Raw genomic sequence first — 26,307 nt, 5'->3', positions numbered from 1 at the left:
GCCACCGGGTGGTGCGCGCCTGGCAGCGGCGCATGCCGGTCCCGGGCCGTGCGTCGGCCACCGGGTGGTGCGCGCCTGGCAGCGGCGCATGCCGGTCCCAGGCGGCACGTCGGCCACCGAGCGGTGCCCGCCCGGCAGTCGCGCGTCAGCGAGTGCGGCCCTGCGAGCGCGTCTCCGCCCGTACCGCGTTGATCACATCCGCGTCCCAGCGGTGCGTCCTGATCAGCCGGTACCGTTCCGCCGCCACCCACATGTAGGCCTCGGTCTCGGTCCGGTCTCCGATCATGTCCGCCTGCCGCAGCATCGCCACGACCGGCCGGTACTCCTCCTGGTACCACCGGCGGGCGACGACGCCGCGGTCGAGGAACTCGCCCTCGTCCTGCGAGAGGCGGAAGCCCCAGGCCTCGACGTGTTCGCCGAGCTCGGCGTAGTCCCACGGGTCGGAGAGGATCACGGCCGCGCGGGCCTCGCCGGTCAGCGGGACGCGCTCCAGGAACAGGCGGCGGTAGTCCTTCACGATCAGGTCGCCGCGGTAGCGGATGCCGGCCGAGTTGATGCGCGTGATCACCTGCGTCACGTAGGCGTCGATCGTCGACAGACCCATGGCGTGGGCGACGGACACCCGGTGGTGGCCGTCGATGATGAAGTGCAGCTCGCCGATGCGGTACACCTCGATCGGCGGGATGTTCTCGCCGCGGCGGGCGGCCAGGGCGAGGCGTTGCCAGCGTTCGCGCACGCGGCCGGAGGTGGGGCGGAAGCGGCGGTCGAAGTCGCGGCCGCGGTCGACGCTGCCGACGATCGAGTCCAGGCGGATGTTCTGCAGGCCGAGGCGTTTCTCGGACACCATGCCGAGGGCGTCCACCACCTCGTGGAACGGCAGCATGATGTTCACGTCGTCCGGCTCGCGGCGCAGCCAGGCGGCCAGCCGGGACATCACCTGGCGGCGGCGGGCGCGGACGAAGTCGTTCTCGGCGTCGGCGAGGGGGAAGCCGGTGTCACGTCTCATCGCGAGCTCCGGGGATCGTCAGCACCTTGTGCCCGACGACGTTGACCACGCGCGTGCCGCCGAGGTGGCGGTCCGGGCGCGGGACGCCGTGCGGGTGGATGTGGCCGTGCAGCAGGAACGCCGGCTGCAGGCGCGAGACCAGGCCGTGCAGGCAGGAGAAGCCGCGGTGGGGTGCGTCGGGCTCGTCGCCGCAGTCGCGCGGTGGTGAGTGGGTCAGCAGCACGTCCACGCCACGTCCGTCCCGCAGCCTGCGCCAGCCCGCCAGCCGGGAGACCCGGCGGGCGCGGCGGGCCTGCTGCCGTTCCGTCCACTGGTTGGGGCCCTTGTTGTAGCGGATCGAACCACCGAGACCGGCGATGCGCAGGCCGGCGACGTCGACCACGCGTTCGTCCGCGTTCACCGCACCGGGTGGACCTGGCCAGCGGACCGGGACGCCCGCCTTGGTCCACAGGCCGCGCACGTTCGAGTAGCCGGACAGGTCGGCGTCGTGGTTGCCGGGGACGAACACCAGCGGCTTGTCCAGGGCGTTGGCCAGGAACTCCAGGTAGTCGAACGGGAGGTCGCCGGCGGCCACGACGAGGTCGACGCCGGAGTGCTGGTGCACCTGATCGGTCCACAGCTGTTCGACCACTTCGTCGGCCACCGCCAGGATTCGAGGCATTCCAGCAGCGTAATGACGTCCGGTCCGGATGACGCGGGACAGCGCTGCCACTAGCGTCGACGCCGTGCTTGCCGAGCTGTTCGCCGCGGCCGCCGACATCTGCCGCGACCGCAGTCCGCTGACCCAGCGACTCCTCACCGACGCCGCCGCCGACCTCGCCGCGGGCGGTGTCACGGCCCGGATCATGGCGGGCGCCGAACGCGACCGCGAGGGCACCGTGCCCGGCCTGCGGTTCGCGGGCGCCGTGCACCGCCTCGTGCTCGAAGGGCGTGCGCCCGCGCTCGCGAAGCACTACCCGTCCGTCGGCGGCCGGCCGGACCTGCCGCGGCTGTGGGAGGACGCGCTGCCGGCCCTCACCGAGCACGCCGACGTCCTGCGGCACCGCGTCGGCGCCACGGTCGTGCAGACGAACGAACCGGGCCGCAGCGCGCCCCTCTACGGCGGCCTGCTGGTCGCCGCGCAGGAGGCGGCGAGGGCGGCGGGCCGGCAGGTGCCGTTCTGCGTGCGGCTGCTGGAGGTCGGCGCGAGCGGCGGGCTCAACCTGCGGCCGCACCGCGTCGGCTACCGGCTCGGCGACGGCACGGTGCTCGGCGACCCCGGCAGCCCCCTCGTGCTCGACCCGCGGTGGACCGGACTGCCGCCGGCCGACCTCACGCACCGGCTGCGCGTCGTCGGCCGGGCCGGCTGCGACCTCGACCCGGTCGACGTGTCCACAGCGGACGGCCGGCTGCACCTCAGCTCGTTCGTCTGGGCCGACCAGCTCGACCGGTGGAAGCGGTTGCGCGCCGCGCTGGAGCTGGCGGCGGCCGATCCGGTGCCGGTGGACCGGTCGGCGGGGCCGGAGTGGCTGGCCCGGCAGCTCGCGCGTGCCGAACGCGACGTGCTCACGGTCGTGTGGCACTCCGTGGTGTGGCAGTACGTCTCGCCGGCCGACCGGGCGATGGGCCGCGCCGTGCTCGCCGACGCCGCGGCGAAGGCCACGCCCACGGCACCGTTGGCGCTGCTGGTGTTCGAGCCGCGCCGGGAGGTCGACCACAGGTTCGCGCTGATGCTCAAGCTGTGGCCGGCCGGGATCTCGCTGTCGCTGGGCGTCGGCGAGGGCCACGGCACCCCCTTCACCTGGAACGTCACCCCGTGGGAGTGACCACCAGGTTCACCACGTACCGGCCGTCGCGCTCCTCGACCGGCGCCTTGAACTCCGAGCGCGTGCCGTCCCGGCTGAACTGCACGACGATGGTGCCGTCGCGGTAGAAGCCGTCGTCGACGCGCGCGGTCGAGAAGTGCTCGACCGTCGACCTGGCGACGTCCTCACCGCCGACGGCGAGCAACGGCTGCAGCTTGTGGAAGTCGTTGGCGCGCAAGGCGGACGTCACCTCGGCGGCCAGTTCCTCCGGGGTGTCCTCACCGGGGTGCGGCCAGCTCGCGATGGCGATGACGACCATCGTGAGCCAGCCGACGGCGAACACCAGGATCCAGAAGCGCAGGTTGCGCAGCCGGCGGTGCACGTCAGGGCGTTCCGGAGATCAGCACGAACACGGTGGTGATCCAGCAGAGCAGGAACGCGAGCATCCAGAACCGGATGTTGGTCAGCAGCCTGGTCATGACGAAGCCCTTCTACGACGAAGAAAGCGTGCGAAACCCGGACTCAGAGCCAGCGATTTCGGCGCAATATTCGGTAGAGCGTCAGACAGGCGATGAGGACCAGGCTCATCACCAGGGGATAACCGAACTTCCACTTCAGCTCGGGCATGTAGTCGAAGTTCATGCCGTACACACCGACGACCATGGTGGGCACCGAGATGATCGCGACCCACGAGGTGATCTTGCGCATGTCGGTGTTCTGCTGCAACGTGATCTTCGCGAGCGTCGCGTCGACCAGCGTGGTCAGCAGCTCGTCGAACGCGGTGACGCGCTCGGAGACCTCGGTGAGGTGGTCGTCGACGTCGCGGAAGAACGCGCGCACCTGCTCGGGGATCAGCGGCGTGTAGCCCTCGGCCAAGCGGCGCAACGGGTTCGCGAGCGGCATCACCGCGCGGCGCAGCTCCACGACCTCGCGCTTGAACATGTAGATCTGCTCCGCGCTCACCTCGGTGCGCGGCGCGAAGACCCGTTCCTCCATGCGGTCGATGTCGTCCTCGATGTGGTCGGTGACCTCGAGGTAGTTGTCGACCACCTGGTCGGCGATCGCGTGCATCACCGCGGCGGGGCCGATCTCCAGCCGTTCCGGGTCGTCCTCCAGCACGTGGCGCAGCCTGGAGAGCCCGGAGTGGTTGCCGTGCCGCACGGTGATGACGAAGTCCTTGCCCAGGAACACCATGATCTCGCCGGACTCGACGATCTCGTTGGCGGTGTCGGGTGACTCGTTCGTCACGTAGCGCACGGTCTTGAAGACCATGAACAGCGTGTTGTCGTACCGCTCCAGCTTCGGCCGCTGGTGGGCGTGCACCGCGTCCTCGACGGCGAGCTCGTGCAGCCCGAACGTCTCGGCGATGCCCTGGATCTGCTCCTCGTCCGGCTCGTGCAGGCCGATCCAGACGAACCCGTCCTTGCGCTTGCGCACCTCTTTGACGGCGTCGGTGTGCGTCCAGCGGCCGGGCAAACGCTTGCCGTCGACGTAGACCGCGCAGTCGACCACGTAGTGCGACAACGGCACGGAGATGTGCGGCGTCGGGCGCTGCTGCGCGCCACGGCCGCGGATCGAGGGCAGGCTGGGCATGGTGAGTTCCTCCAGGGCCACACGTCGTTCGAGTGCACGAAAAGCACGACGGGCGTCCAGACCGGGGCGAAACTCGGCGAACTAGAACTGGAACGATCTAGCGGGCCACCTCGGTGAGGACGCGCTTGGTACTGGCAGGGTGGGGGTCCTTGCTCATTTAGGGGTCCTCACCTCCTCGGGGCGAAGGTCGCTGGTGGTGGAAATCCTCACACACCGGTTGCCGAGGGTACTCCCTCTCTGTTCAGACTGTCTCCCCACCTGGGACAGATCTCGATCACACGTAGCTGGAGGCGCGGTGCAGTTCGGTCGGTACTACGAGGAGTTCGAGGTCGGCGCGGTCTACAAGCACTGGCCGGGGAAGACGGTCACCGAGTACGACGACCACCTGTTCTGCCTGCTCACCATGAACCACCACCCGCTCCACCTGGACGCGAACTACGCGGAGAAGACCACGGACTTCGGCAAGAACGTCGTCGTGGGCAACTACGTCTACTCGTTGCTGCTGGGCATGTCCGTGCCCGACGTCTCCGGCAAGGCGATCGCCAACCTGGAGATCGAGTCGCTGCGGCACGTGAAGCCCACGTTCCACGGTGACACGATCTACGGCGAGACCGAGGTGCTCGACAAGACGCCGTCGAAGTCCAAGGACGACAGGGGCGTCGTGTACGTGGAGACTCGCGGGTACAAGCAGGACGGCACGGTCGTGTGCATCTTCCGCCGCAAGGTCATGGTGCCGAAGAAGTCCTACGGTGACGCTCGTGGCGGCGAGCAGCCGGGGCGCCCCGAACCTGCATCCGACTGATCGTGGGGGTAGTGACGTGACTTCTCTGGATCTCGCTCAGCAGCGGCTGCGGGTGTTCGCGCGGGAGGCTTCCGGCATCTCGCCCCTCTACGAGCACCTCGCGTCGCGCGCGGCGGAGGATCCGGAGGTCGCCGATCTGCTGACCGCCGCCGGTGAGGAGCGCGCCACGGGCGAGCTCCTGCTGGCGGCGGCACATCGGCTCGTGCAGGCCGAACCGTTCCACCGGCTCTCGAACTACTACCCGTCGCTGGGCGGCACCTACGGCGCGGACGAGAACACGTGGCCGCTGTTCCGAGACTTCCTGCTGGAGCGGTCCGAACGCGTGCGCGCGTTGGTCGCCACGCAGGTGGTCCAGGCGAACGAGGTGCGCCGGGCCGCGTTGCTCTACCCGGCGGTCGCCGCCGCGGCCAAGCAGGCGGGCGGGCCGATCGGGCTCGTCGAGGCCGCCACGACCGCGGGCCTGCTGCTCGGGCTCGACCAGTACTCCTACCGCTACCAGACCGCGGAGGCCGGCCAGGTCGTCGCCGGGCCCGCCAAGGCCGCGCTGGGGCTGCACTGCGCGCTGGAGCTCGCACCGGGCGCGGTGCTGCCGAAGCTGCCCAAGACGGTCAAGGTGGCCGCGAAGGCGGGTATCGGGGTGGCGCCCGCCGATCTGGCCGACGAGGACGCGTACGCGTGGCTGGAGGCCTGTGTGTGGGCCGACCAGCCGGAGCGGCTGCGCCTGTTCGGCGTCGCTTCGGGCGTGCTGCGCAAGAACCCGCCACGCCTGGTCGCCGGTGACCCGGTGGCCGACCTCGCGAAGGCCGCCGACCCGATCGACGTCCCCCTCGTGGTGGTCACCAGCGGATCGGGGCTCGACCTGGTGCCCGCATTGTCCGCTTTGGACAGGGACTCCTGGTGGGCGGCGCATGAGGAGCGTGAGGTGCGGCTCATCCGAGTGCGTGACGGCGAGGTCTCGAGCACGACTTTAGCGACGACGGAGGCCCACGGGCAGCGTCTCGTTTGGCAGTAGGCCCGGTTCCCCGATCGCGTGAACCCTGATCAGGTCCTGGGCAGGCAGTTCCAGCCGGAGAGCGTTTCCACGAGCCCTTCGGCGGTCCGCAGTGTGGCCAACGTCGCACTGTCCACCCAGGCGGCATCCGCCGCGTCGTCGCCCGCGCGGAGCACACCCGACCTGACCTGGCACTCGTAGTCGTAGATCACGAAAACCCCGTCCGGAGCCGGGCGCTCGACGCTGCCGACGAGGTGACCGGCCGTGACCACGAGTCCGGTCTCCTCCAGCAGTTCCCTGGTCACAGCAGCCTCATCCGTCTCACCCGGCTCCACGCGGCCACCCGGTATCGACCACAGGCCCTCACCTGGTGCGTTGGCCCGTCGCACGAGCAGTAGTCGTCCGTTCGAGTCATGAACGACGCCGCCGACACAACGGATCACCCGCTCGCTGCTCGCTGTCACGATCACGAAGCGTAGTCACACCGGAACGGCGGTGCAGTCGACTACCCCAGCTGCGGTACAAATCTCCCAAGGCGCCGACTCGTGCTGTACAACGGTCACGAACGGCGCCAAACGGGTGCGAACGCGGACGGGGTGGACACCGTGAACTTGAAGAAGATCCTCACTTTCGCCGGTATTGCCTTGCTGCTGTTCTTCCTCATCGCTGAGCCGCAGCAGGCAGCGCAACTGGTGCAGAACATCCTCAACTCGCTGCGAACTGCGGCTGAGGCCCTGATCACCTTCGTGCGACAATTGTTCTAGGTTCCCGGCTCCCGCTGGGAGGCCAGGAGCAGGGCAGACAGGGCACTGGCTGGTACCGGGAAGGGCTGGTAGCGCATGTTCGCACCACGTGATCCAGACGACTACCTGCTGTCGAGTGAGCGTCGGGTCATCCGGGTGCGCAGGCACTGGTCGTACCTGATCTGGGACGTGCTCGAAGCGGCGGCGCTGCTCGCCGGCTTCATGATGATCTCGTACCTGCTCCCGGCCAACGCGGGCGTGATCCAGAACGTGCTGTGGTACGGCGCGCTGCTGGTCCTGCTGCGGTGCGCCTACTTCATCATCGAGTGGTGGGTCGAGCGCATCGTCGTGACCGACAAGCGGTTCATGCTGACGTCGGGCGTCTTCGAGACCAAGGTCGCGATGATGCCCATCAGCAAGGTCACCGACCTCACCTACGAACGCACCGTGGGTGGCCGCATGTTCGGCTACGGCACGCTGATCGTCGAGTCGGCCGGTCAGATCCAGGCGCTCAACCGCCTGGAGTTCCTGCCCGACCCGGAAGAGGTCTACGACGCCATCTCGGAGCTGACCTTCGGCGACAAGAAGGCCCAGGCCGAGCGGTTCTCGATGATCAAGGCGCAGCGGGCGGCACGCGGGAAGAAGATGGTCCCGTAAGGCGGGCCGTGCCCCACGTCGTCCACACTGGACGACGTGGTCATCGATCTGCACACCCATTCGTCCGAGTCCGACGGCACCGACAGCCCCGCCGAGCTGGTGAGGGCGGCGGCCCGAGCGGGACTCGACGCGGTGGCGCTCACCGACCACGACACGTCGGCGGGGTGGGCGGAGGCGGTCGCGGCACTGCCGCCCGGCCTGCGCCTGGTGCGCGGTGCCGAGCTGTCGTGCGAGTGCCCTGACGGCTACGGCCGCACGATCACCGTTCACCTGCTGGCCTACCTGTACGACCCGACGCACGCGGCGTTGATGGTCGAGCAGTCGCGGCTGCGGCAGGAGCGGCGGCACCGGCTGCAGAAGATGGCCGAGATGATGCAGGCCGACGGCTTCCCGATCGACCCGGTCGACCTGATGCAGCGGCTGCCCTTCGACGCGCCGGCCGGTCGCCCGCACCTCGCGCAGGCGCTGATCCGCGCCGGGGTCGTGTCGTCGGTGGACGAGGCGTTCGCGACGTTCCTGACCGGCGGCGCCTACTACGTGGGCCGCACGGACACCCCCGTCGAGCGCGCCATCGAGATGATCACCGAGGCCGGCGGCGTGACGGTGCTGGCCCACCCCTTCGCCCGTTCCCGCGGCCCGGTCGTGTCACCCGACGTCGTGCGGCACCTCGCCGAGGTCGGCCTGGCCGGCGTCGAGGTCGACCACCCCGACCACGACCCGCAGACCCGCGCCGCGCTGCGGTCGCTGGCCGGCGAGCTGGGCCTGGTCGTCACCGGGTCGAGCGACTACCACGGCACGAACAAGACGGTCCGGCTCGGCGCGGAGACGACGGCGCCGGAAATGCTGGACGCTCTGGCCGAGCGCGCGACGGGCGGCAAGATCCTCGTGGGACAGGGCGGTGCCTGACGTGTTCAACCTGCGGCTCTTCATCGAGGCGTCGATCACGCTGCTGGTGATCATGGACCCGCCCGGCACCGTGCCCGTGTTCCTCGGGCTGGTGGGCCGCAAGTCGCGGGACGCGCGCAAGCAGGCGGCGCGGCAGGGCGTGCTCGTGTCGTTCCTGGTGATCACGCTGTTCGCCGTCGCCGGCAACTCGATCCTGGCCTACATGCACATCGGCATCCCCGCCCTGCAGGGCGCGGGCGGGCTGCTGTTGCTGCTGATCGCGCTGGACCTGCTGACCGGCAAGGGCGCGACCAACCACCCCGAGGTCGAGGACGTCAACATCGCGCTGGTGCCGCTGGGCACGCCGCTGCTGGCCGGCCCCGGCGCGATCGCGGCGACGATCGTGTTCGTGCGGCAGGCCGACGGGGCGCTCGGCTCCTACCTGGCGCTGGCGGCGGCGATCGTGGCCGTGCACCTGGTGCTGCTCGGGACGCTGCGGTCGGCCGGGCTGCTGATCAAGGTGTTCAAGGAGAGCGGCATCCTGCTGATGGCCAAGATCGCCGGTCTGCTCCTGGCCGCGATCGCCGTGCAGCTGGTCGCGTCGTCGGTGCAGGGCTTCATCACCTCGGGTGGCTAACGCTCGATGTGCGCCTTGTCGCCGTCGATGAGGATGGGACGCTCGATGAGGCTCGGGTTCGCGACCATGTGGGCGATCCACTGCGCGCGGTCGTGTTCGAGCAGCTTCGGGTACGCGGGCTCCTTGGTGCGCGCGATCTCCCACGGCTCCTTGCCGAGCAACGTGAGGACGTGGTCGAGCTCCTCCGCCGTCGGGGCGTCGTCGAGGTAGCGGCGCTCGGTGTAGGCGACGCCCTCGTCGTCGAGGCGCTGCTTGGCGGCGCGGCTCTTGGAACAGCGCGGGTTGTGCCAGATCTCCATGCCGCCGATTGTCGTACGGGACGCGTCGACCCGCGGAGCCGCCCCGGGGTGGTGGCGACGTTTCGCGCGTTCGTGTCGGCGAGTTCGCCGCCCCTGCGGAGCAGGGGCCATCAACACTGTCGGTGGTGCTCGGTAGCGTTGCTCGGGTGGAACAACTCGGCTTCGACTTCGGCACCGCGGCACCGCGTCGGCTCGTGCGCGTCACGCCCGCGAAGCTCGCGACGTGGACCGACTGCCCGCGCCGGTACCGGATGACGTACCTGGACCGGCCCAGCCCGCCGCGGGGTGGGGCGTGGGCGCACAACACGCTGGGTGCGGTCGTGCACAACGCGCTGAAGGCGTTCTTCGACCTGCCCGTCGAGAAGCGCACGCCGGACCAGGCGGTGGCGCTGGTGAACCGGCAGTGGAAGTCGGAGGGGTTCCGCGACGTCGACCAGGCCGCCGAGTACCGGTCGCGTGCCTGTGGCTGGGTGCACGACTACGTGGCGGGGCTGGACGTGGACTTCGAGCCGCTCGGGGTGGAGCGCTGGGTGTCGTCGCCGACCGAGCGCATCGTGGCCGAGGGGCGGGTCGACCGCATCGACTACCGCGACGGTGAGCTGGTGATCGTCGACTACAAGACCGGGCGGCACGTCCTGGGCACCGACGACGCCCGCGGTTCGCAGGCGCTCGCGCTCTACGCCCTGGCTGCCCGGCGGACGCTGCGCAAGCCGTGCCGGCGGGTGGAGCTGCACCACCTGCCGTCGGGGTCGGTGGCGGTGTGGGAGCACACGGAGGAGTCGCTGGCCCGGCACGTGCGGCGGGCCGAGGAGGCGGCGGACGAGATCGACCTGGCGGCGGAGACGTTGAAGGCCGGGGGTGACCGGGAGGTCCTGTTCCCGGCGCAGACCGGGCGGCAGTGCCAGTGGTGCGACTTCCGGCGCAGCTGCCCGGAGGGGCAGGCGGCGGCCCCGGCGATCGAGCCGTGGTCGTTGCTGGCGCCGTGAGGTGCTGCGGCCGTCGAACCGCGGACCCGTAGGGTGGCTGAGGTGGAAGTGGAAGCAAAGCGGCCGTCGCGGACCCATGGATTCCTGCGCGCCGTGAGCGGGGTGCTCGCGGTGGGCATGGTGTTGCTCGCCCTGGGGAACATCGGCGTCCAGTTCTACGCGAACTCCCGCGACCTGCCGGGGCCCGGCGGGCTGTCCGTCACCGGGCACGTGGTGGCCGCGGTGCTCGTCATCGCCGGGCAGATCGTGGCCGACCGCTACGCCGACTGGCGTGCGCCGGTGGCCTCGCTCGCGGTGCTGGCGGTGTCGGGGGCGACGCTGTGGACGTTCTGGTGGGCCTGAGCGACGCGACGCTGCCGTGAGCTGACCACCGCCGCGCTCTCGTTCGTCCTCTCGGCGGTGTTGTTGCTGCCGCGGCGGAGCACGCTGCCGTTCATGTGCTCGGTGCGTTTACCTCCGCGCCGCTGGGCTGACCGGAAGTTGCCCTTCCGCCACGTGCTCCCGTCCCCTTAGAGTGCTCACGATCCGTTGGGGAGCGGATCTGACATGGGGGCTGTCGTGGTGGGGGAAGTCGTTGGCGCGCGCCGGGAATCGGTCGCGTTGCCCGGGCCGGTGCTGCTGGTGGTCGCGGGATATGCCGCGGCCGTGGTGGCGCAGGGCGGGTTCTACACGTACGGCCGGGTGCTGTCGGCGGTGCTCGTCGGCGCGGCGGTCGTGCTCGCGCGACCACGGCCGAACCCGCTCGTCTGGCTGGGCGGCGCGTTCGCCGTGTGGGCGCTCGTGCGCGGGTTGCTCGGAGGTGACCCGGTCAGCGGGGTACCGGCCGTGGCCGCGGTGGGGGTGTTCGTCGGGGCGGCACTGGTCGTGGCGCGGGCCGATGAGTCGCAACGGGCGCAGCTCGCCGCCGTGGTCGTCGGGGTCGGCGCGCTGCTCGGGGCGAGTGGCTGGGTGGCCGTGGCGTTCCGGCTGCCCTTCTGGACGACCGTCGCCGAAGGGCTGCTGCGGGCGTCCTCGACGCTGACCTACCCGAACGCGATGGCCGCCGTGCTGGCCACGACGGCGGTGCTGGCGCTGGCCCTGCGGCCGACGCCGCCGCTGGCGGTCGCGACCTTCCTGGTGTGCACGGGCGTCGGTGCCACGATGAGCCGCGCCGGGGTGATCGCCCTGGTCGCCGGTCTGCTGGTGCTGTGCGCGTGCTCCGGGGTGAAGAAGACTCTCGTGGCCGCCGCGCCACCGCTGCTGGGAGCGGTCGTGGCCGTGGCCGCGTTGCTGCCGTCGCTGCACGTGGCGCGGGAACCGCGGCCGGTCGTCGCGGTCGCCGGGCTGCTCGCCGGAGCCGTGGTCGCGGTCGGCCTGCCCAGGCTGGGGCGGTGGCTGGCGCCCGTGGCGGCGGTGCTCCTCGCCGCCGGCGGGGTGGCCGCGTTCCGGCTGGCCGACGGGCTGGCGACGCGGCTGTCGTTCAGCTCGCCGGACCGCAGCGGGGCCACCGGTGCCGCGCTGGAGCTCGTCGCGCGGTCACCGCTGCTGGGCGTCGGGCCGGGGAAGGGATCTTTTTTCTTCAGCGCGGGCAACGAGGACCTGCGCGTGATGCGTTTCGTGCACAACGAGTACCTGCAGGTGCTCGTCGAGCTGGGCGCGGTGGGGCTGCTGCTGGTGCTGGCGGTTGTCGTGGCCGTGCTCGCCGCGGTGTGGCGTGGGCGCGGCACGGCGCTGTGGGCGGGGGCGGCGGCCGCGGTCGTCGTCGTGCTCGTGCACAGCGCGTTCGACTTCCTGTGGCACGTGCCCGTCGTGCTCATCATCGCCGGCCTGTGCGCCGGTCTGGGATTTCCGTCCACACGGGACGGAAGTGGTAAGGGGGCAGTGTGAAGAAGCTGAGTGGGGGCAAGACGTTCGCCGTCGTCGCCGTGGCGGGTGGCGCGCTCGCCGCGTCGGTCGCGCCGGTGCTCGCGGACGTGAGCGCGCAGTCGCCGTCGACCTCCGCGGTGCGGGTCGAGACGAACGCGAAGTGGAAGACGTGGGGCGCGGTCGCCGAGGTCCAGGTCTCCTACTCGTGCCAGGCCGGCGTGCAGGCGTACCTGAACGTGCAGCTCACGCAGGCCGTGCTCGGCGGCATCGCGAGCGGTAACGCCTACCGCGACCCGCTGCCGTGCACCGGTGGGTTCGAGACCGTCACGATCAACGTGACGGCGACGGACCGCGCGTTCCGGCTGGGCACCGCGTTCGCCAAGGCCGAGCTGCGCGGCTACTCGAGCGGCAGCTCGGCGAAGGACGAGCGGAACGTCACGATCGGCCTGTGAGCCGGTGCCTGGCTGGCCTCACGGGGCCAGCCAGGCCCGCCAGGTCGGCAGCAGCGTGGCGATGAGCTCGTGCGGTGCCTCGGTGTTCGGCGAGTGCATCACGCCGGGCAGCACCGCGAAGTCCGCGTCGAGCCGTTCGGCCATGTCCCGCTGGGCGGCCGGGCTCCACGCGTCGTCGGCGTCGCCGCACACCACCAGCGCCGGCACTCCCGAGGTCCGCAGCACGCGGGCCAGCTTGGCCACCTGATCGGGTTCGTGGCGCAGGCCGTTGCCCATGCCGAGCAACGCGGCGGCCGGTGACCGCAGGAAGCGCTCGCGGTAGAAGTCCTTGAGCTCCTGCGGCAGCGCGACCCACGCGGGGTTCTGCGACGACCGCAGCTCGTTGAGCTGCTGCGTGCCCTCGACGCCCTTCTCGGCCAGCACGTGCTCGCCGACCTCCAGCACCGAGCGGCGTTCACCGACGGGCAGCTCGGCGGGACCGGACGACATCAGCGTGAGACCCACGATCGGCGCGCCCGCGAACACCGCCGCACGCGCCACCAGACCACCGTAGGAGTGGCCCAGCAGCAGTACCCTGCGGCCCTCCGCGGTGATCTTCTCGATCAGCTCGGCCACGACCGAGCCCAGCGGGCCGGGCCGGTAGAGGGCCTCGTCGTCGGGGCCCGCGGAGTCCTGCTGGCCGGGCAGGTCGATCGCGACGACCTCGAACCCCGCGTCCGCGATCGGGTCGACCATCGGCGCGAAGTCCTCTTTGGAACCGGTGTACCCCGGCACCAGCAGAGCCGTCGCCCGCAGCGCGTCGTCGACGGCGGGCGCGCGCAACGCCGCGATCGTGCCGTAGCGGCCCGGGAGGTCGACGTGTGCTGCCCGGTGGGGGCTGATCTGCGAGTACACGCCTCGCACTATCGCAGCGCGACCAGGGTTTCGCCACGCTGCTCCAGCACCACCGGACCGGCGGTGGCCAGTTGCACCGGACCGGTGTAGCCGTCGCGGTTCACCCGGATAGTGCCCACCAATGCCCCGGTGGCCTGCTCGTAGACCCGGATGCCCTCACGCACCGGAACCAGCGCGCGGCCCGCGAGGGTCGTGCCTGCCCCCAAAGTGGCATCGGCGGTCCACAGTGGAGTGAGCGTGTCGTGCGCCAGCGCGACCGTCTTCGAACCGCTGAACCAGAACACGTTCGTGGCCGTCGTGAACGAGCGCGCCACGTGGTGCGGCGGGTCGGTGAGGTCGGCGGACGGGATGTCGACCGGCGCCTCGGAGACCTGTGAACCGGTCTCGGCGTCGAAGACGACGATGCGGCCGGGGTCGGGCAGCGCCACCGCGACGTGCCGGTCGGTGACCGCCACGACCTGGGCGTTCTTGCCGCCGGTCAGCACGCTCGCGAACACCTTGGGCTCGTCGGACTTGTCCGGGTTGGGCTTGAGGACCGTGACCCGGTCGGAGCCGTCGTCGGGGCAGCGCTCGATCACGGCGAACCGGCCGGACGTCACCGCCACCGAGCCGTACGTGCAGCCCATCCGCGGCTGCTTGCCGGGGTTGACGATCGCCCGCAGCGCGCCGTACTCCAGCGAGCGGACGAGGTCGTCGCGCCGGTAGACCTCGAAGAACTTCTCGCCTGTCGTGATGAGGTGCGAGCCCTCGTTGAGCAGCGCGCTGCCCCCTTCCGCGTCACCGTTGCGCTGCGCCCGCCGCTCGCCGGTCACGCCGTCGAGGGAGGTGAGCTCCGAGCAGTTGGTGCCCTTGGAGTACAGGGCCATCGCGCGGCCCCAGCCGGTGCCCACCACGCACAGCGGCAGGTCGCGGGTGTAGCTCCAGCGCGCGTCGCCGGTCAGCGGGTCGCGGCCGGTGACCTCGCCGCCGTCGCCGGTCACGACCGTCGACGGCTTCTCCTCGCCGGTCTCCTTCGACTGGGTCTGCACGACCACCGGCCACTGGGTGGCCCCGCTCTTGGCGCGCCAGACCTCGCCGAGGGACGGCGGCAGCGCGGTCACCTCGGGCAGCGGCGGCCAGCTGGACGGCCCGGTGACCGACGTCGTGGCCCGTGCATCGCTGAACGCCCAGGTCAGCACGGACGCGGTGACCGCGGTGACCGCGATCAGCGCGACCGCGACGAAGTCGGCGCGGGTGCGCCACGACCTGGCGCGCGGACGTTCCTCGACGGGCGCCGCCTCGTGCTCGGGCTCGTCGAGGACGTCCTCGATGTCGGTGACGTCGGAACCGGGGGTGGACATGTGATCAGTCTGCCGAAGGAGCGGCCTGTTCGGCAGAGGTTCGACGACGACGGCGCCGGCGCGGCTTGTCCGACGCGGGGCTCTCGGTGGACTCGGCGGAGGCCGGTGCCTCGGCCTGCTCGCCGGGAACGGGCACGCCTGCGCGGCTGCGCGTGCGCGACCGGGACCGCTTCGGCCTGGTCTCCTCGCTCGCGGCGGCCTCGGGCGCGGACTGCTCGGCGGGGCCCTTGGAGCCGCTGCGGCGACGGCGCTTGGTCTTGCCGTTGTCGAGCTTCTCCTCCTCCTCGGCGTCCAGACCGGCCCGCGTGCGGTGGCTCAGCGGCAGCCGGCCGGTGGAACCGGACGGGATGCCGAGGTCGGAGAACAGGTGCTCGGAGGTCGAGTAGGTCTCCACCGGCTCCGGTATGCCGAGGTTCAGCAGCTCGTTGACCGACTGCCAGCGCGCCGTCTCGTCCCAGTCCACGAACGTGACGGCGACACCCGTGCGCCCGGCCCGGCCCGTGCGGCCGATGCGGTGCACGTAGGTCTTCTCGTCCTCGGGGCACTGGTAGTTGATGACGTGCGTCACGTCGTCGATGTCGATGCCGCGGGCCGCCACGTCGGTGGCCACCAGCACGTCGACCTTGCCGCTGCGGAACGCCCGCAGCGCCTTCTCGCGCGCGCCCTGGCCCAGGTCGCCGTGCACGGCCGCCGCGGCGAACCCGCGCTCGGTCAGGTCGTCGGCCACCTTCTGCGCGGTCCGCTTGGTCCGCGCGAAGATCATCGACAGGCCCCGGCCGCGTGCCTGCAGCACGCGGGCCAGCATCTCCGGCTTGTCCAGCGAGTGCGCCCGGTAGGCGAACTGCTCGGTGCGCTCGTGCGTCTGGCCGGCGTCGTTCTCCTCGGCGCGGATGTGCGTCGGCTGGTTCAGGAACGTGCGGGCCAGCGTGATGATCGGGCCCGGCATGGTCGCGCTGAACAGCATCGTCTGCCGCTGGTCGGGGACCATGGTGAGGATGCGCTCGATGTCGGGGAGGAACCCCAGGTCGAGCATCTCGTCGGCCTCGTCGAGCACCAGCATGCGGACCTTGCCGAGCACCAGGTGGCGCTGTTCGGCCAGGTCGAGCAGGCGGCCCGGCGTGCCGATGACCACGTCGACGCCCTTGCGCAGCTGCGCGATCTGCCGCTCGTAGGGGATGCCGCCGTAGATCGCGGCGACCTTCACGCCCATGTGCTTCGAGGCAGCGGTGAGGTCGTGCGTCACCTGGAGGCACAGCTCACGGGTGGGGACGACCACAAGCGCCTGCGGGGTGCCGTCGCCGGGCGTGGCGAGGCGGTGCAGCAGCGGCACGCCGAACCCGAGGGTCTTGCCGGTGCCGGTGCGTGCCTGGCCGATGACGTCGTCGCCGGCGAGAGCGATGGGGAGCGTCAGCTCCTGGATGGCGAACGTGCGCTCGATGCCGGCTTCGCCGAGCGCCTTGACGATCGTGTCGCGGACGCCGAGCTCGGCGAACGTGGGGGAGTCGGTGCGCACCGGGGCGTTGGCCTCCAACGGGCGCGGCGTGTCTTCTTCGACGGCACCGGTCTCGCTGTGCTCCAGGAGAACCGGGTCCAGATGTGCTTCTACTTCAGCGGTCAGGGTGATCAGCCTCTCTCGTACCAGCGCGCACTCAGCCCTGGCCGGGCCTCTCGACCGCGCTCTGCAGTGGAGCTGCGGGAAAGGTGTGCACGCACCCATTCGCGGCGCCTGCCCAGGAAACGACAGGGGTCACAGCGTGGTCGTCACACTCGTCACGCCGGGCGCCTGAGGACATTCTACCTGGAAGGAAGCATTTGACCACTAGAGTTCGATCCCATGGGTGTTGCGGAAGGCGTTGTTGATCTTCTTGGGGCGCTTGCCTACGGCGAGCTCTCCGCCTTCGACCGGATGACCGAGGACTCGCGCACGGCGCCGACGCTCGCGGGACGCGCGGCGCTCGCGCAGATGGCCGCTGCGGAGATCGGCCACTTCACGTTGCTGCAGAAGCACCTGGCCGAGCAGGACGTCAAGGTCGAGGACGCGATGGCGCCGTTCGTCACCGGGTTCGACGCGTTCCACGAGTCGACGAGCCCCAAGTCGTGGCTCGAGTCACTGGTGAAGGCGTACGTGGGTGACGGGCTGGCGGCGGACTTCTACCGCGAGGTGGCGGCCTGGCTCGACGACGAGCCGACCCGCGAGCTGGTGCTCACCGTCCTCGCGGACACGGGCCACTCGGCGTTCGCTGAGCGCGAAGTCCTGGCCGCCGTCGAGTCGGATCCGCGGGTCCGCGACCGGCTCGCGCTGTGGGGCCGCCGGCTGCTCGGCGAGGCGTTGACGCAGGCCCAGTACGTGGTGGCGGAGCGGGACGGGCTCTCCGAGCTCATCGTCAGGGGCTCCGGCGACCTCGCGGGGATCGGTCAGCTGTTCCGGCGGTTGCAGCAGAGTCACGCGCGGCGCATGACGCAGCTGGGCCTGGGCTAGGTAGGCTCGGCCGTAGATTTTTCTCTTGAGCACGGAGGTCAGCGTGGAGGTCAGGATCGGCGTCGCGGACAGCCCGCGGGAACTCGTCGTGACCAGTGAGCTCAACCCGTCCGAGGTCGAGGCTCTGGTGGCGGACGCGGTGTCCGGCAAGTCCAGCGTGCTGTCGCTGGTGGACGCCAAGGGTGCGCGGTTCGTCGTGCCCGCTGGCCGCGTCGCGTACGTGGAGATCGGCCCGCAGGACTCGCGCAAGGTCGGGTTCGGCGCCTGAGGTTCTCGAACGAAAAAGCCCCGGTCGTCCTGACCGGGGCTTTTTGCTAGTGGTCGACGGGTTCGTCGATCCGGTACGGCGGTGTGGAGGTGCCGGCCACCCGGTAGCGGCCCCACGGGTCCTGGTCGGTGAGCGTCCCCTCGGCCTGTCCCGTCGGGGTGCGCAGCACCGCGGTCCGCGCGCCGCCCTCGACCCGGCTCGTGACCTCGTCGCTGGCCTTCACGCGCCCGTACCAGTGGTAGCGGCCGTCGATCGGCTGGAAGTACCCGCGCAGGTCGACCTCGACCGCGACCTCCTCCTCGCCGAAGACGAGGGTGGCGGCACCGGTGTAGCCCTCTTCGTCGTGCTCGTGCTCGCTCATCAGTCCACCAATCGCAGGGGGGTGAGTGGCTTCGCCGGGTCGGCCTGGACGCCGGCCGAGCGCAACAGCCCGTCGATGGCGTGCCAGATGATCGTGGCGAGGTAGTCGCTGAGGTTCGCGCGGGACATCGTCTGCCGGTCGAGCCACCAGTCGCCCGCGTTCTGCACCATGCCGACGAGCGCGTGCGCCCACGGCTCCGCGCCGCCGGAGTCCATGTCGAACGCCCGCAGGTAGTCGCCCAGGATGCGGGCGAGCACGGTGGCGATGAAGTTCTTGTCCTCCGCCACGACGTCCTTCTCCACCGGCCGGTCCACGAAGGACCCCTTGACGACGAACCGGTAGAGGTTGGGGTTCTCCTCGATCACCGACAGGTAGGCGTCGACGATCCGTTCGATGCGGGCCCGGATCGGGCCGTCGGCGGCGAGAGCGGGGCCCATCCGTTCCATCAGCACCTCGGTGGCCTTCTGGCCGACCGCGAGGTACAGGTCCGACTTGTCGGTGAAGTGCCGGTACAGCACGGGTTTGCTGACGCCCGCCTCCGCGGCGACGTCGTCCATGCCGACATCGGGGCCCTTCTTGGCCACGACGGCGATCGTGGCCTCGACGAACTCCGCCCTGCGCTGCTCGCGATGGCCCTTCCACCGCTCACGTCGCGCGTCCGGCCCCTTGACAGTGCGTGCCATGTGACGCACGCTACCAGAAGTAACCGTTACCTCAAGTAACACTTACCGGGGAGGGCTACCGATGAGGGTCGCCGATCGGGAGAAGACAGCGGAGCGGCTGCTGAAGTCGTCCGCGGAGAAGTTCTACGACCCGGAAGTGGACATCGACTGGTCCGCTCCGCTGGTCGACGGACTGTTCTACATCCCTGAACAGCGCATTTCGCTCTACGGCACGCCCATGTACGACGCGCTGACGCACGAGCAGCGCATCGAGCTCTCGAAGCACGAGCTGGCCTCGATCGCGTCCGTCGGCCTGTGGTTCGAGCTGCTGCTGATGCAGATGCTGGTCAAGGTCGTCTACAACACCGACCCCACGACCAGGCACGCCCAGTACGCGCTGACCGAGGTCGCCGACGAGTGCCGCCACTCGACGATGTTCGCGCGCCTGGTCGAACGCATCGGCTGCCCGGCCTACGGGCCCACCCGCCACACCCACCGCCTGGGCAAGCTGCTGCCGGTCATCGGCTACGGCCCGGCGATGTACGGCTCGATCCTGGTCGCCGAGGAGATCCTCGACCGCCTGCAGCGCGAGGCGATGAACGACGACACCGTCCAGCCGATCGTGCGGATGGTGAACCGCATCCACGTGCTGGAGGAGGCCCGCCACGTGCGGTTCGCGCGCGAGGAGCTGCAGCGCGGCATGGCGGAGCTGAAGGGCTACGAGAAGCCGTACCAGAAGTGGCTCATCGGCTACGTGTCGATGATGATCACCCGCGCCATCGTCAACCCGGCCGTCTACGCCGCGGTCGGCCTGGACGTGCGCGAGGCCCGCCGCCAGGCGCTGGCCAACCCGCGCTTCCAGGAGACCATCCGCTGGTCGGGAGAACGGATCATGTCGTTCCTGGACGAGGCCGGCCTCGTCGGAAAGCCGGGGATGCGCTCGTGGCGCCGCTCGTTCTTGATCGGCTGAACGTCGTCACGTCGGGGACTTCGCCCTCCGACGTGACCGCCGTCCTGCTGCACGGCTGGACCATGGACCTCACGACGTGGGACCGCGTGGCCGCGGCGTTGCCGGGGCGCGTGGTCCGCTACGACGTGCGTGGGCACGGCCGCTCACCCGGTGGTACCGGAACCATCGCCGAACTCGCCGACGACCTGGCCGCCGTGCTCGACGAGTGCGTGCCCACCGGGCGGATCGTGCTGGCCGGGCACTCGCTGGGCGGCATGACGATCATGGCCCTGGCCGAGCAGCGGCCGGAGCTGTTCGACCGCGTCTCGGGTGTGGCGTTGATCGCCACCTCCTGCGGTGACCTGCCCGCGCAGAGCGCGGTGGAGAAGCTCGCCGGGCGCTGGCTGGGCAAGCGGCCCAAGGTCGGGTTCGGCCGGGTGCTCGCGCCGGGGCTGCGGGTGACGTTCGGGCGCCGGCCCCGCTGGGCGGACGTGCGGGCGGCCGCGGCGATGGCGGGCAACACGGCCGGTGAGGCGTTCGTCGGCATCCGCGAGCAGTTGACGCTGCACCAGCGCAGGGAAGCGCTCGCGGTGCTGTCGGACGTCCCCACCGTGGTGATGGCCGGGTCCTGGGACGTCCTGACGCCCATGCGGCATTCGCGGGCGATCGCCGAGGCGTTGCCGTCGGCCGAGTTCGTGATCTACCCGAAGACCGGGCACATGCTGCCGCTGGAACGGTCGGAGGACGTCGCGAGGCGCATAGCCGCGCTGATGTGAGCTAGCACGGTTTGCCGGTTCCGATCTGCGAGTACGGGACCTTGTAGGAGACCTCGCACCGGGCGAGTCCGGAGAGGTACGCGGCGTCGTACTTCTCCGGGCTCGCCTTGCCGGTCACCTCGAACGGCCGACCGGCGTTGTCGAGCACGAACTGCCTCTGCTCGCCGTCGGCCGTGTAGTCGAACCGGACCTTGAACCTGCAGTGTTGCCTGGTCGACCGGGCGGTCAGCAGGAACGGCGTCGTGCTGTCCCTGTGGAGGTCGACCTTCCGTTCGAACAACGGCACCGGCGGCTGGTTGCGGTCGGGGAGGCTGAGGAGGAACCGGGGGTTCCGGTCGTCGAAGTCGACCTCCAGGCGCTCGGGGGCCGTGCCGGCGCTCGGATCGCTGAGGTAGGTGCCGCCCAGCGGCTCGCCGCACTCGACGTCGACCGGCCGCGCGTCGGTGAGCTGGACGGTGTGGTCCAGCATGCCGTCCAGTCCGAAGCTCCAGCGCGCCTCGTCCACGCCGACCGCACCGTGCGCGGCGAGCCACTCGGAGTCACTGAAGTTGTCCACGACCTCCTGGTACGCCAGGTCGGTGGACGGGATGACCTTGTCGAAGGGCGAGCGGTCGAGCTGGACCGCGCCGGCGAGCCGGAGCGCGGCCGGTGGGGCCGATGAGGACGGCGCCGCCGCCTGCGGGCCGTGCGAGTCGTGCGGCTTCAGCACGAACGCGGTCACCGCGACACCGACGAGGACGAGCACCCCGCCCACGACCACCAGCCTGGCGACGTTCCGGTTGGTGTTGACCGTGCGGTTGGCGTTGACCGTGACACCGCCGTGGATGTCACGGCCCTGGATGGTCTGGCCGGACTTCTCAGCCCTGTTGTGCCAGTTGTCGTCGGACACGCGCGATCCCCCCGCTGGAACAGCCCGGACTGGGCTGTTCAGCGTAACGGCGGTCGCGTTTGGCGGCAAACGTCAGTGCTGGAGCGGGAAACCGCCACCGATGCCGCGCCACGCCAGGTTCGAGATCAGCGCCACCGCGTCCTCCTTCGGCACCCGCCGGTTGTCCGCCAGCCACGACCGGGCCGTGACCTGCGACAACCCCACGAGCCCGACGGCCAGCAGCCGCGCGCGTTCCGGGTCGAGCCCGGCGTCGGCGGTGATGGTGTCGGTGATGGCGTCGACCGAGTCCGTGGTCGCGCGTTCGACGGCCTGCTGCACGGCGGGCTCGGAGCGCAGGTCCGACTCGAAGACCATCCGGAACGCCTGGCCCTCGCCGTCCACGAAGTCGTAGAACGCGGCGACGGCGGCGCGGACGCGCAGCTTGTTGTCCGTCGTGGAGCCGATGGCGGTGCGCACGCGACCGACCAGCTCGTCCACATGGGACTCCAGCAGGGCCATGTACAGCTCGAGTTTGCCGGGGAAGTGCTGGTACAGCACCGGCTTCGACACGCCCGCGCGTTCCGCGATCTCGTCCATCGCCGCGGCGTGGTAGCCGTTGGTGACGAACACGTCCTGCGCCGCTGCCAGCAGTTGCGCACGGCGGGCGGTGCGCGGCAGTCGAACGCCCCTTCCCGCGGGTGCGCTCTGCGCCGTCTCCGTCATGGTGCCTCCAGCACTGTTCAGCCTGCCTCCGGACGACGCGGGCCGACCGAGGCTGACCGCAACCTTACTCGCTGGTAGCCCACTTCCGTGAACCATCTCCCGGCCATTTCCCGCATCCTGGGTGGATGAGCACGTTCATTCCCGCCCCGCTGTCCACGGCAGAGCTACCGCCGCTGGACACCGGCCAGCCGCCGTGGCCGGGTGAGTTCCGCCAGGTGGACGACCACGAGGTGCACATCAGGGTCACACCGGGAGACGGACCTCCCGCGGTCTACGTGCACGGGCTGGGCGGCAGCGCCACGAACTGGACGGACCTCGCCGCCCAGCTGCGGGGGCACGTCAGCGGCCACGCGATCGACCTGCCGGGGTTCGGGCGCTCCGAGCCGATCCCCGGCTACGACTTCAGCCTCGCCACGCACGCCCGCACGGTGGTCAGGTACGTCGAGACCTTCGGCGAGCCCGTGCACCTGTTCGGCAACTCGATGGGTGGCGCGATCTCGGTGATCGTCGCCGCGACCAGGCCGGACCTGGTCAGGACGCTCACCCTGGTCTCGCCGGCGGTGCCCGACCTCAGGCCCCGGCTGGACCGCATGTCCGACCCGCGGATGGCGCTCGCCTACCTGCCGGTCATCGGGGCGAGGGTGCGCCGCGAACTCGCGAAGCTGACCCCGCACGACCGCACCAGGCAGATGCTGGAGCTGTGCTTCGCCGACCCCGGCGTGGTGCCCGGCAACCGCATCGAGGAGTCGATCGCGGAGAACGAGGAGCGCGCCCGGCAGAAGTGGGCGGGGCAGGCGCTCAACCGGAGCACCGTCGGGTTGATGACGCACTGGCTCACCCCCGGCGCGAGGTCGCTGTGGCGGTTGCTGCCGCAGGTCCAGGCGCCGACGCTGGTGCTGTGGGGCGACCGCGACCGGCTGGTCAGCGTGCGCAAGGGGCCCCGCACGGCGCGGTCGCTGCCCAGGGGGCGGCTGCTCGTGCTGGCGAACACCGGGCACGTCGCCCAGATGGAGCGGCCCGCGACCGTGGCCAGGGCCGTGCTGGGCATGTGGGAGGCGGTCGAGCGGGACGCGTGGTGATGAACGACGGCCACACGGGTGATGTGGGACCCTGGGCAACGTGAATCGCGCCCCCGAGCGAGGACGAAGTGCTCCGCCCGCAGACCGCTACCGCCGTGGCGCGCGGCGGACCAGCGCGGAACCGCTCGCCGCCGCGTGGGAGCCGGAGGGCACCGGGCGACCGCAGCGGCCGCGCGGCCCCGGTGGCGTGAAGCGGCTCGTCTCCCACTACGGCTGGCGGATCTACGCGATCCCGGTGCTGGTCGTGCTCACCGCCCTGGTCGTGCTCGACACGGTCCAGCCCAAGACGCCGGCCGGGGGCACCGACAGCGCCGCCGAGACGCCGGTGAAGCCGCCGGAGCCGCCCGCGACCGAGGTGCAGGGCCAGAAGCCGCAGCTCAACCTGCCCACCGCCGAGCTGCCGCCCGGCCCGGACTTCTCGCAGGACGGCGTCGGCACGTTCAAGGCCGTCGCGGGCAGCAGCGCGCGGGTCGGCGAGGCCAACGCGCCGAAGTTCCGCAAGTACTCGATCGCCATCGAGGACGGCGTCCGGCCGGTCGACTACAACGACGACGCGGCCGCGTTCGGGCGCACGGTCGAGGGGTTCCTGTCCGACCCGCGCAGCTGGATCGGCACGAAGACGGTCGCGTTGCAGCGGGTCGAGGCGAACCAGAACCCGGACTTCACGATCATCCTGACCACCACGAAGACGACGCACGCGATCTGCGGCAAGGAGATCCCGTTCGAGACCTCGTGCTGGGACAAGGACACCCGGCGCGTGATCATCAACGTCGCCCGGTGGGTGCGCGGCGCCCAGGCCTACGGTCGTGACCTGGCCGGATACCGCAACTACGTGATCAACCACGAGGTCGGCCACGCACTCGGCAACGGCCACGCGGCCTGCCCGGAGAACGGCGCGCCCGCCCCCGTGATGATGCAGCAGACGTTCGGCGTCGCGAACGACTTCGTCGCGAAGCTCAACGCGGGGCTGGACGTCGTGCCCGCGGACGGCAAGGTCTGCACGACGAACGCGTTTCCCGCTGGGTGAGACGGCTTTCCAACGGGGAAGAGTCCAGGCAGGGTAGACGTTGTCTCTGACACGGAGACATTCGTCGAGGAGGAGCAGCATGGCGCTTCCGCCGCTCGTTGAGCCAGCCGCGGAGCTGACCAAGGAAGAAGTCGCGCGGTACAGCCGGCACCTGATCATCCCGGACGTCGGGGTGGACGGTCAGAAGCGGCTGAAGAACGCGAAGGTGCTCGTCGTCGGCGCGGGTGGCCTCGGCAGCCCGGCACTGCTGTACCTGGCCGCGGCCGGGGTCGGCACGCTCGGCGTCGTCGACTTCGACGTCGTGGACGAGTCGAACCTGCAGCGCCAGGTCATCCACGGCCAGTCCGACGTCGGCCGTCCCAAGGCGGAGTCCGCCAGGGACTCGGTCGCCGAGATCAACCCGTTCGTCAAGGTCATCCTGCACCAGACGCACCTGAACTCCGAGAACGCGCTGGAGATCTTCCGCGACTACGACCTGATCCTCGACGGCACCGACAACTTCGCCACGCGCTACCTGGTGAACGACGCCGCGGTGCTGCTGGGCAAGCCGTACGTGTGGGGCTCGATCTTCCGGTTCGAGGGCCAGGTGAGCGTCTTCTGGGAGGACGCGCCGAACGGCCAGGGCCTCAACTACCGCGACCTCTACCCCGAGCCGCCGCCTCCCGGCATGGTCCCGTCGTGCGCCGAGGGCGGCGTGCTGGGCGTGCTGTGCGCGTCGATCGGCTCGATCATGGTCACCGAGGCGATCAAGCTGCTCACCGGCATCGGCGACCCGCTGCTGGGCCGCCTGATGGTCTACGACGCGCTGGAGATGTCGTACCGGACCATCAAGATCCGCAAGGATCCGGAGTCGCCGAAGATCACCGAGCTGATCGACTACGAGGCGTTCTGCGGTGTCGTGTCCACGGACGCGCAGCAGGCGGCCGCGGGCAACACGATCACGCCGCTGGAGCTCAAGCACAAGCAGGAGTCCGGCGAGGACTTCCTGCTGGTGGACGTCCGCGAGCCGCACGAGTACGAGATCGTGAAGATCCCGGGCTCGGTGCTCATCCCGAAGGACAAGATCCTCTCGGGTGAGGCGTTCTCGCAGTTGCCGCAGGACAAGCCGCTGGTGCTGCACTGCAAGTCCGGCGCCCGTTCGGCGGAGGCCCTCGCGGCGCTGCACAAGGCGGGCTTCAAGGACGCCGTGCACGTCGGCGGCGGTGTGCTGGCCTGGGCCCGCGAGGTGGACCCCAGCCTCCCGACCTACTGACCACGAGGCACCCGCAGCGAGCACAGCGAACCCCGCCGGGCACCGGCCTGGCGGGGTTCGCGCTACCCGGCAGCCTTCACCCGGTCAAACAAGACACAGCTCGTCTTCCGCCACTCAGAGCGTCTGGCCAGGTAGCGTGCCGGATCGTGACCCGGTCCCCCGAACCGCCCCCAGCGCACGTGCGTGCGGCGTTCGGGGCTCGTGACGCCGAACCAGAGCTCATCGACGGCGGCCCGGCGTGGCGTTGTGGCGATGCCACGATCAGGCCCGCGCCCAGGCCCGCGGAGGCGACCTGGATCGCCAAGACCCTCGACGGCCTGGACGTGCCGAACCTGCGGATCGGCCGCCCGCTGCGGTCGACCGACGGCCGGTACGTCGTGGGCGGCTGGTCGGCCACGAAGTTCCTCTCCGGCCGTGCCGAGGCCCGTCACGACGAGGTCATCGCGATCGCACAGCGGCTGCACCAGGCCACGGCCGGCCTGCCCAGGCCCCGGTTCCTCGACGCCCGCACGGACGTGTTCGCGGTCGCGGACCGCACGGCGTGGGGCGAGGAGGACGTGCCGCTGGAGGCCGAGCTGGGCGGGCGGCTGTTCGAGCTGCTCAGGGACGCGCAGAAGCCGATCACCCTGCAGGCGCAGGTGGTGCACGGCGACCTGTTCGGCAACGTGCTGTTCGCGGGCAACGCGCCGCCCGCGGTCATCGACTTCACCGCGTACTGGCGGCCGCCGGAGTGGGCGGCGGCGGTCGTGGCGGTCGACGCGGTGGCGTGGGGCGGGGCGGACGCGGGGTTGTTCCAGCGGTGGAGCCACCTCGACGAGTGGCCGCAGGCGCTGGTGCGGGCGACGCTGTTCCGGCTGGCTGTCCACGCGCTGCACCCGTTGTCAACGGCACGGTCGTTTGCGGGCTTGGAACGAGCTGCTCACCACGTGACCGAGCTGCTCTGAGCGGG

The 26,307-nt window shown here is 70.7% G+C and carries 32 protein-coding genes; 19 read left to right on the top strand and 13 right to left on the bottom strand.

Going from position 1 to position 26,307, the window contains the following annotated elements; all coding sequences use genetic code 11:
- Positions 1-145: 145 nt before the first annotated feature.
- Positions 146-1,006, bottom strand: coding sequence for a ParB N-terminal domain-containing protein (locus tag ADL03_RS42625; RefSeq protein ID WP_053739346.1), 861 nt, complete (start codon positions 1,004-1,006; stop codon positions 146-148).
- Positions 996-1,667: a metallophosphoesterase gene (locus tag ADL03_RS42620; protein WP_053739345.1), complete on the bottom strand. Its 672-nt coding sequence runs from the start codon at positions 1,665-1,667 to the stop codon at positions 996-998. The genes ADL03_RS42625 and ADL03_RS42620 overlap by 11 nt, the downstream gene beginning before the upstream one ends.
- Before the next feature lie 64 nt (positions 1,668-1,731).
- On the opposite strand from ADL03_RS42620, the gene ADL03_RS42615 reads away from it, so the two are divergent.
- Positions 1,732-2,811: a DUF2332 domain-containing protein gene (locus tag ADL03_RS42615; protein ID WP_053739344.1), complete on the top strand. Its 1,080-nt coding sequence runs from the start codon at positions 1,732-1,734 to the stop codon at positions 2,809-2,811.
- Here the strand turns inward: ADL03_RS42615 and ADL03_RS42610 are convergent.
- Together ADL03_RS42610 and corA are read right to left on the bottom strand one after the other, a co-directional pair.
- Complete coding sequence (locus ADL03_RS42610; RefSeq protein ID WP_053739343.1) at positions 2,795-3,172, bottom strand: hypothetical protein; 378 nt, start codon at positions 3,170-3,172, stop codon at positions 2,795-2,797. The genes ADL03_RS42615 and ADL03_RS42610 overlap by 17 nt on opposite strands.
- A gap of 140 nt (positions 3,173-3,312) precedes the next feature.
- Positions 3,313-4,383: a magnesium/cobalt transporter CorA gene (gene corA, locus ADL03_RS42605; RefSeq protein WP_053739362.1), complete on the bottom strand. Its 1,071-nt coding sequence runs from the start codon at positions 4,381-4,383 to the stop codon at positions 3,313-3,315.
- A 295-nt stretch (positions 4,384-4,678) separates the two neighbouring features.
- Here corA and ADL03_RS42600 point away from each other — a divergent pair, with 295 nt between their 5' ends.
- Complete coding sequence (locus tag ADL03_RS42600; protein WP_053739342.1) at positions 4,679-5,185, top strand: MaoC family dehydratase; 507 nt, start codon at positions 4,679-4,681, stop codon at positions 5,183-5,185.
- Between the two features lie 16 nt (positions 5,186-5,201).
- Positions 5,202-6,197 carry a DUF2332 domain-containing protein gene (locus ADL03_RS42595; protein WP_053739341.1) on the top strand — a complete coding sequence of 332 codons (996 nt, stop codon included), beginning with the start codon at positions 5,202-5,204 and terminating at the stop codon, positions 6,195-6,197.
- A 29-nt stretch (positions 6,198-6,226) separates the two neighbouring features.
- Here the strand turns inward: ADL03_RS42595 and ADL03_RS42590 are convergent, their stop codons facing one another.
- Positions 6,227-6,619, bottom strand: a complete 393-nt coding sequence (locus tag ADL03_RS42590; RefSeq protein WP_082374010.1) for an NUDIX domain-containing protein — start codon at positions 6,617-6,619, stop codon at positions 6,227-6,229.
- Between the two features lie 102 nt (positions 6,620-6,721).
- On the opposite strand from ADL03_RS42590, the gene ADL03_RS47865 reads away from it, so the two are divergent.
- From ADL03_RS47865 to ADL03_RS42575, 4 genes are all read left to right on the top strand, one after another.
- Positions 6,722-6,940 carry a hypothetical protein gene (locus tag ADL03_RS47865; RefSeq protein ID WP_090053152.1) on the top strand — a complete coding sequence of 73 codons (219 nt, stop codon included), beginning with the start codon at positions 6,722-6,724 and terminating at the stop codon, positions 6,938-6,940.
- 75 nt (positions 6,941-7,015) lie between these two features.
- Positions 7,016-7,576, top strand: a complete 561-nt coding sequence (locus tag ADL03_RS42585; protein WP_053739340.1) for a PH domain-containing protein — start codon at positions 7,016-7,018, stop codon at positions 7,574-7,576.
- 36 nt (positions 7,577-7,612) lie between these two features.
- On the top strand, positions 7,613-8,482 hold the full coding sequence (locus ADL03_RS42580) for a PHP domain-containing protein (RefSeq protein WP_082374002.1): 870 nt from the start codon (positions 7,613-7,615) through the stop codon (positions 8,480-8,482).
- Between the two features lie 52 nt (positions 8,483-8,534).
- Entirely contained in the window at positions 8,535-9,098 is a 564-nt protein-coding gene (locus ADL03_RS42575; protein WP_369809088.1) for a MarC family protein, read from the top strand.
- On the opposite strand, the gene ADL03_RS42570 is transcribed toward ADL03_RS42575, so the two are convergent.
- Positions 9,095-9,397 carry an ArsC/Spx/MgsR family protein gene (locus ADL03_RS42570; protein ID WP_053739337.1) on the bottom strand — a complete coding sequence of 101 codons (303 nt, stop codon included), beginning with the start codon at positions 9,395-9,397 and terminating at the stop codon, positions 9,095-9,097. The two genes, ADL03_RS42575 and ADL03_RS42570, sit on opposite strands and share 4 nt — an antisense overlap.
- Before the next feature lie 146 nt (positions 9,398-9,543).
- Here ADL03_RS42570 and ADL03_RS42565 point away from each other — a divergent pair, with 146 nt between their 5' ends.
- From ADL03_RS42565 to ADL03_RS42550, 4 genes are all read left to right on the top strand, one after another.
- Positions 9,544-10,383: a PD-(D/E)XK nuclease family protein gene (locus ADL03_RS42565; RefSeq protein WP_053739336.1), complete on the top strand. Its 840-nt coding sequence runs from the start codon at positions 9,544-9,546 to the stop codon at positions 10,381-10,383.
- Between the two features lie 42 nt (positions 10,384-10,425).
- Positions 10,426-10,725: a hypothetical protein gene (locus tag ADL03_RS42560; protein WP_157529761.1), complete on the top strand. Its 300-nt coding sequence runs from the start codon at positions 10,426-10,428 to the stop codon at positions 10,723-10,725.
- A 219-nt stretch (positions 10,726-10,944) separates the two neighbouring features.
- A complete protein-coding gene (locus ADL03_RS42555) occupies positions 10,945-12,249 on the top strand; it encodes an O-antigen ligase family protein (protein WP_197289140.1) in 1,305 nt (434 codons plus the stop codon).
- The gene (locus ADL03_RS42550) at positions 12,246-12,680 is read left to right on the top strand and encodes a hypothetical protein (protein ID WP_053739333.1); all 435 of its coding nucleotides are present in this window, start codon (positions 12,246-12,248) and stop codon (positions 12,678-12,680) included. Before ADL03_RS42555 ends, ADL03_RS42550 begins: the two co-directional genes overlap by 4 nt.
- Before the next feature lie 18 nt (positions 12,681-12,698).
- Here the strand turns inward: ADL03_RS42550 and ADL03_RS42545 are convergent, their stop codons facing one another.
- Genes ADL03_RS42545 through ADL03_RS42535 form a run of 3 tightly spaced genes read right to left on the bottom strand, consistent with a single transcriptional unit; the run spans position 12,699 to position 16,445 of the window.
- Positions 12,699-13,574 carry an alpha/beta fold hydrolase gene (locus tag ADL03_RS42545; RefSeq protein ID WP_053739360.1) on the bottom strand — a complete coding sequence of 292 codons (876 nt, stop codon included), beginning with the start codon at positions 13,572-13,574 and terminating at the stop codon, positions 12,699-12,701.
- Positions 13,575-13,582: 8 nt separating this feature from the next.
- Entirely contained in the window at positions 13,583-14,914 is a 1,332-nt protein-coding gene (locus ADL03_RS42540; RefSeq protein WP_053739332.1) for a hypothetical protein, read from the bottom strand.
- A gap of 4 nt (positions 14,915-14,918) precedes the next feature.
- On the bottom strand, positions 14,919-16,445 hold the full coding sequence (locus ADL03_RS42535) for a DEAD/DEAH box helicase (protein WP_053739331.1): 1,527 nt from the start codon (positions 16,443-16,445) through the stop codon (positions 14,919-14,921).
- Between the two features lie 303 nt (positions 16,446-16,748).
- On the opposite strand from ADL03_RS42535, the gene ADL03_RS42530 reads away from it, so the two are divergent.
- Together ADL03_RS42530 and ADL03_RS42525 are read left to right on the top strand one after the other, a co-directional pair.
- A complete protein-coding gene (locus tag ADL03_RS42530; protein WP_053739330.1) occupies positions 16,749-17,393 on the top strand; it encodes a ferritin-like fold-containing protein in 645 nt (214 codons plus the stop codon).
- Between the two features lie 43 nt (positions 17,394-17,436).
- Positions 17,437-17,661 carry a DUF3107 domain-containing protein gene (locus ADL03_RS42525; protein WP_053739329.1) on the top strand — a complete coding sequence of 75 codons (225 nt, stop codon included), beginning with the start codon at positions 17,437-17,439 and terminating at the stop codon, positions 17,659-17,661.
- Between the two features lie 46 nt (positions 17,662-17,707).
- On the opposite strand, the gene ADL03_RS42520 is transcribed toward ADL03_RS42525, so the two are convergent.
- Entirely contained in the window at positions 17,708-18,022 is a 315-nt protein-coding gene (locus ADL03_RS42520) for a DUF4873 domain-containing protein (RefSeq protein WP_053739328.1), read from the bottom strand.
- Complete coding sequence (locus tag ADL03_RS42515; protein WP_157529759.1) at positions 18,022-18,705, bottom strand: TetR/AcrR family transcriptional regulator; 684 nt, start codon at positions 18,703-18,705, stop codon at positions 18,022-18,024. Before ADL03_RS42515 ends, ADL03_RS42520 begins: the two co-directional genes overlap by 1 nt.
- A gap of 61 nt (positions 18,706-18,766) precedes the next feature.
- Here ADL03_RS42515 and ADL03_RS42510 point away from each other — a divergent pair, with 61 nt between their 5' ends.
- Both ADL03_RS42510 and ADL03_RS42505 read left to right on the top strand, forming a co-directional pair.
- Positions 18,767-19,654, top strand: coding sequence for a diiron oxygenase (locus tag ADL03_RS42510; RefSeq protein WP_053739326.1), 888 nt, complete (start codon positions 18,767-18,769; stop codon positions 19,652-19,654).
- Positions 19,627-20,409 (top strand): alpha/beta fold hydrolase, encoded by a 783-nt coding sequence (locus ADL03_RS42505; protein WP_053739325.1) that lies wholly within the window; start codon positions 19,627-19,629, stop codon positions 20,407-20,409. Before ADL03_RS42510 ends, ADL03_RS42505 begins: the two co-directional genes overlap by 28 nt.
- Before the next feature lies 1 nt (position 20,410).
- Here ADL03_RS42505 and ADL03_RS42500 read toward each other — a convergent pair whose 3' ends face one another.
- Positions 20,411-21,298 (bottom strand): hypothetical protein, encoded by an 888-nt coding sequence (locus ADL03_RS42500; protein ID WP_053739324.1) that lies wholly within the window; start codon positions 21,296-21,298, stop codon positions 20,411-20,413.
- A 72-nt stretch (positions 21,299-21,370) separates the two neighbouring features.
- Positions 21,371-22,000: a TetR/AcrR family transcriptional regulator gene (locus ADL03_RS42495; protein ID WP_053739323.1), complete on the bottom strand. Its 630-nt coding sequence runs from the start codon at positions 21,998-22,000 to the stop codon at positions 21,371-21,373.
- 125 nt (positions 22,001-22,125) lie between these two features.
- Here ADL03_RS42495 and ADL03_RS42490 point away from each other — a divergent pair, with 125 nt between their 5' ends.
- From ADL03_RS42490 to ADL03_RS42475, 4 genes are all read left to right on the top strand, one after another.
- Positions 22,126-23,079 carry an alpha/beta fold hydrolase gene (locus ADL03_RS42490; RefSeq protein ID WP_053739322.1) on the top strand — a complete coding sequence of 318 codons (954 nt, stop codon included), beginning with the start codon at positions 22,126-22,128 and terminating at the stop codon, positions 23,077-23,079.
- A 40-nt stretch (positions 23,080-23,119) separates the two neighbouring features.
- Positions 23,120-24,106: a DUF3152 domain-containing protein gene (locus tag ADL03_RS42485; RefSeq protein ID WP_197289139.1), complete on the top strand. Its 987-nt coding sequence runs from the start codon at positions 23,120-23,122 to the stop codon at positions 24,104-24,106.
- Between the two features lie 79 nt (positions 24,107-24,185).
- Positions 24,186-25,358, top strand: a complete 1,173-nt coding sequence (gene moeZ / locus ADL03_RS42480; protein ID WP_053739320.1) for an adenylyltransferase/sulfurtransferase MoeZ — start codon at positions 24,186-24,188, stop codon at positions 25,356-25,358.
- Between the two features lie 146 nt (positions 25,359-25,504).
- Positions 25,505-26,302, top strand: coding sequence for a TIGR02569 family protein (locus tag ADL03_RS42475; protein WP_082373999.1), 798 nt, complete (start codon positions 25,505-25,507; stop codon positions 26,300-26,302).
- Positions 26,303-26,307 lie beyond the last annotated feature (5 nt).

Origin of the sequence: Nocardia sp. NRRL S-836, assembly GCF_001279525.1 — a bacterium.
GTDB lineage: Bacteria > Actinomycetota > Actinomycetes > Mycobacteriales > Pseudonocardiaceae > Lentzea.
Note: the sequence above shows the minus strand (reverse complement) of the source record. Positions and strands in the feature narration are given on the sequence as shown.

Bases quoted from the DNA above. Each gene is read 5' to 3' on its own strand.
- ADL03_RS42625 (WP_053739346.1), bottom strand. From the start codon at position 1,006: ATGAGACGTGACACCGGCTTCCCCCTCGCCGACGCCGAGAACGACTTC.
- ADL03_RS42620 (WP_053739345.1), bottom strand. From the start codon at position 1,667: ATGCCTCGAATCCTGGCGGTGGCCGACGAAGTGGTCGAACAGCTGTGG.
- corA (WP_053739362.1), bottom strand. From the start codon at position 4,383: ATGCCCAGCCTGCCCTCGATCCGCGGCCGTGGCGCGCAGCAGCGCCCG.
- ADL03_RS42585 (WP_053739340.1), top strand. From the start codon at position 7,016: ATGTTCGCACCACGTGATCCAGACGACTACCTGCTGTCGAGTGAGCGT.
- ADL03_RS42575 (WP_369809088.1), top strand. From the start codon at position 8,535: ATGGACCCGCCCGGCACCGTGCCCGTGTTCCTCGGGCTGGTGGGCCGC.
- ADL03_RS42570 (WP_053739337.1), bottom strand. From the start codon at position 9,397: ATGGAGATCTGGCACAACCCGCGCTGTTCCAAGAGCCGCGCCGCCAAG.
- ADL03_RS42540 (WP_053739332.1), bottom strand. From the start codon at position 14,914: ATGTCCACCCCCGGTTCCGACGTCACCGACATCGAGGACGTCCTCGAC.
- ADL03_RS42530 (WP_053739330.1), top strand. From the start codon at position 16,749: ATGGGTGTTGCGGAAGGCGTTGTTGATCTTCTTGGGGCGCTTGCCTAC.
- ADL03_RS42520 (WP_053739328.1), bottom strand. From the start codon at position 18,022: ATGAGCGAGCACGAGCACGACGAAGAGGGCTACACCGGTGCCGCCACC.
- ADL03_RS42515 (WP_157529759.1), bottom strand. From the start codon at position 18,705: ATGGCACGCACTGTCAAGGGGCCGGACGCGCGACGTGAGCGGTGGAAG.
- ADL03_RS42510 (WP_053739326.1), top strand. From the start codon at position 18,767: ATGAGGGTCGCCGATCGGGAGAAGACAGCGGAGCGGCTGCTGAAGTCG.
- ADL03_RS42495 (WP_053739323.1), bottom strand. From the start codon at position 22,000: ATGACGGAGACGGCGCAGAGCGCACCCGCGGGAAGGGGCGTTCGACTG.
- ADL03_RS42490 (WP_053739322.1), top strand. From the start codon at position 22,126: ATGAGCACGTTCATTCCCGCCCCGCTGTCCACGGCAGAGCTACCGCCG.
- moeZ (WP_053739320.1), top strand. From the start codon at position 24,186: ATGGCGCTTCCGCCGCTCGTTGAGCCAGCCGCGGAGCTGACCAAGGAA.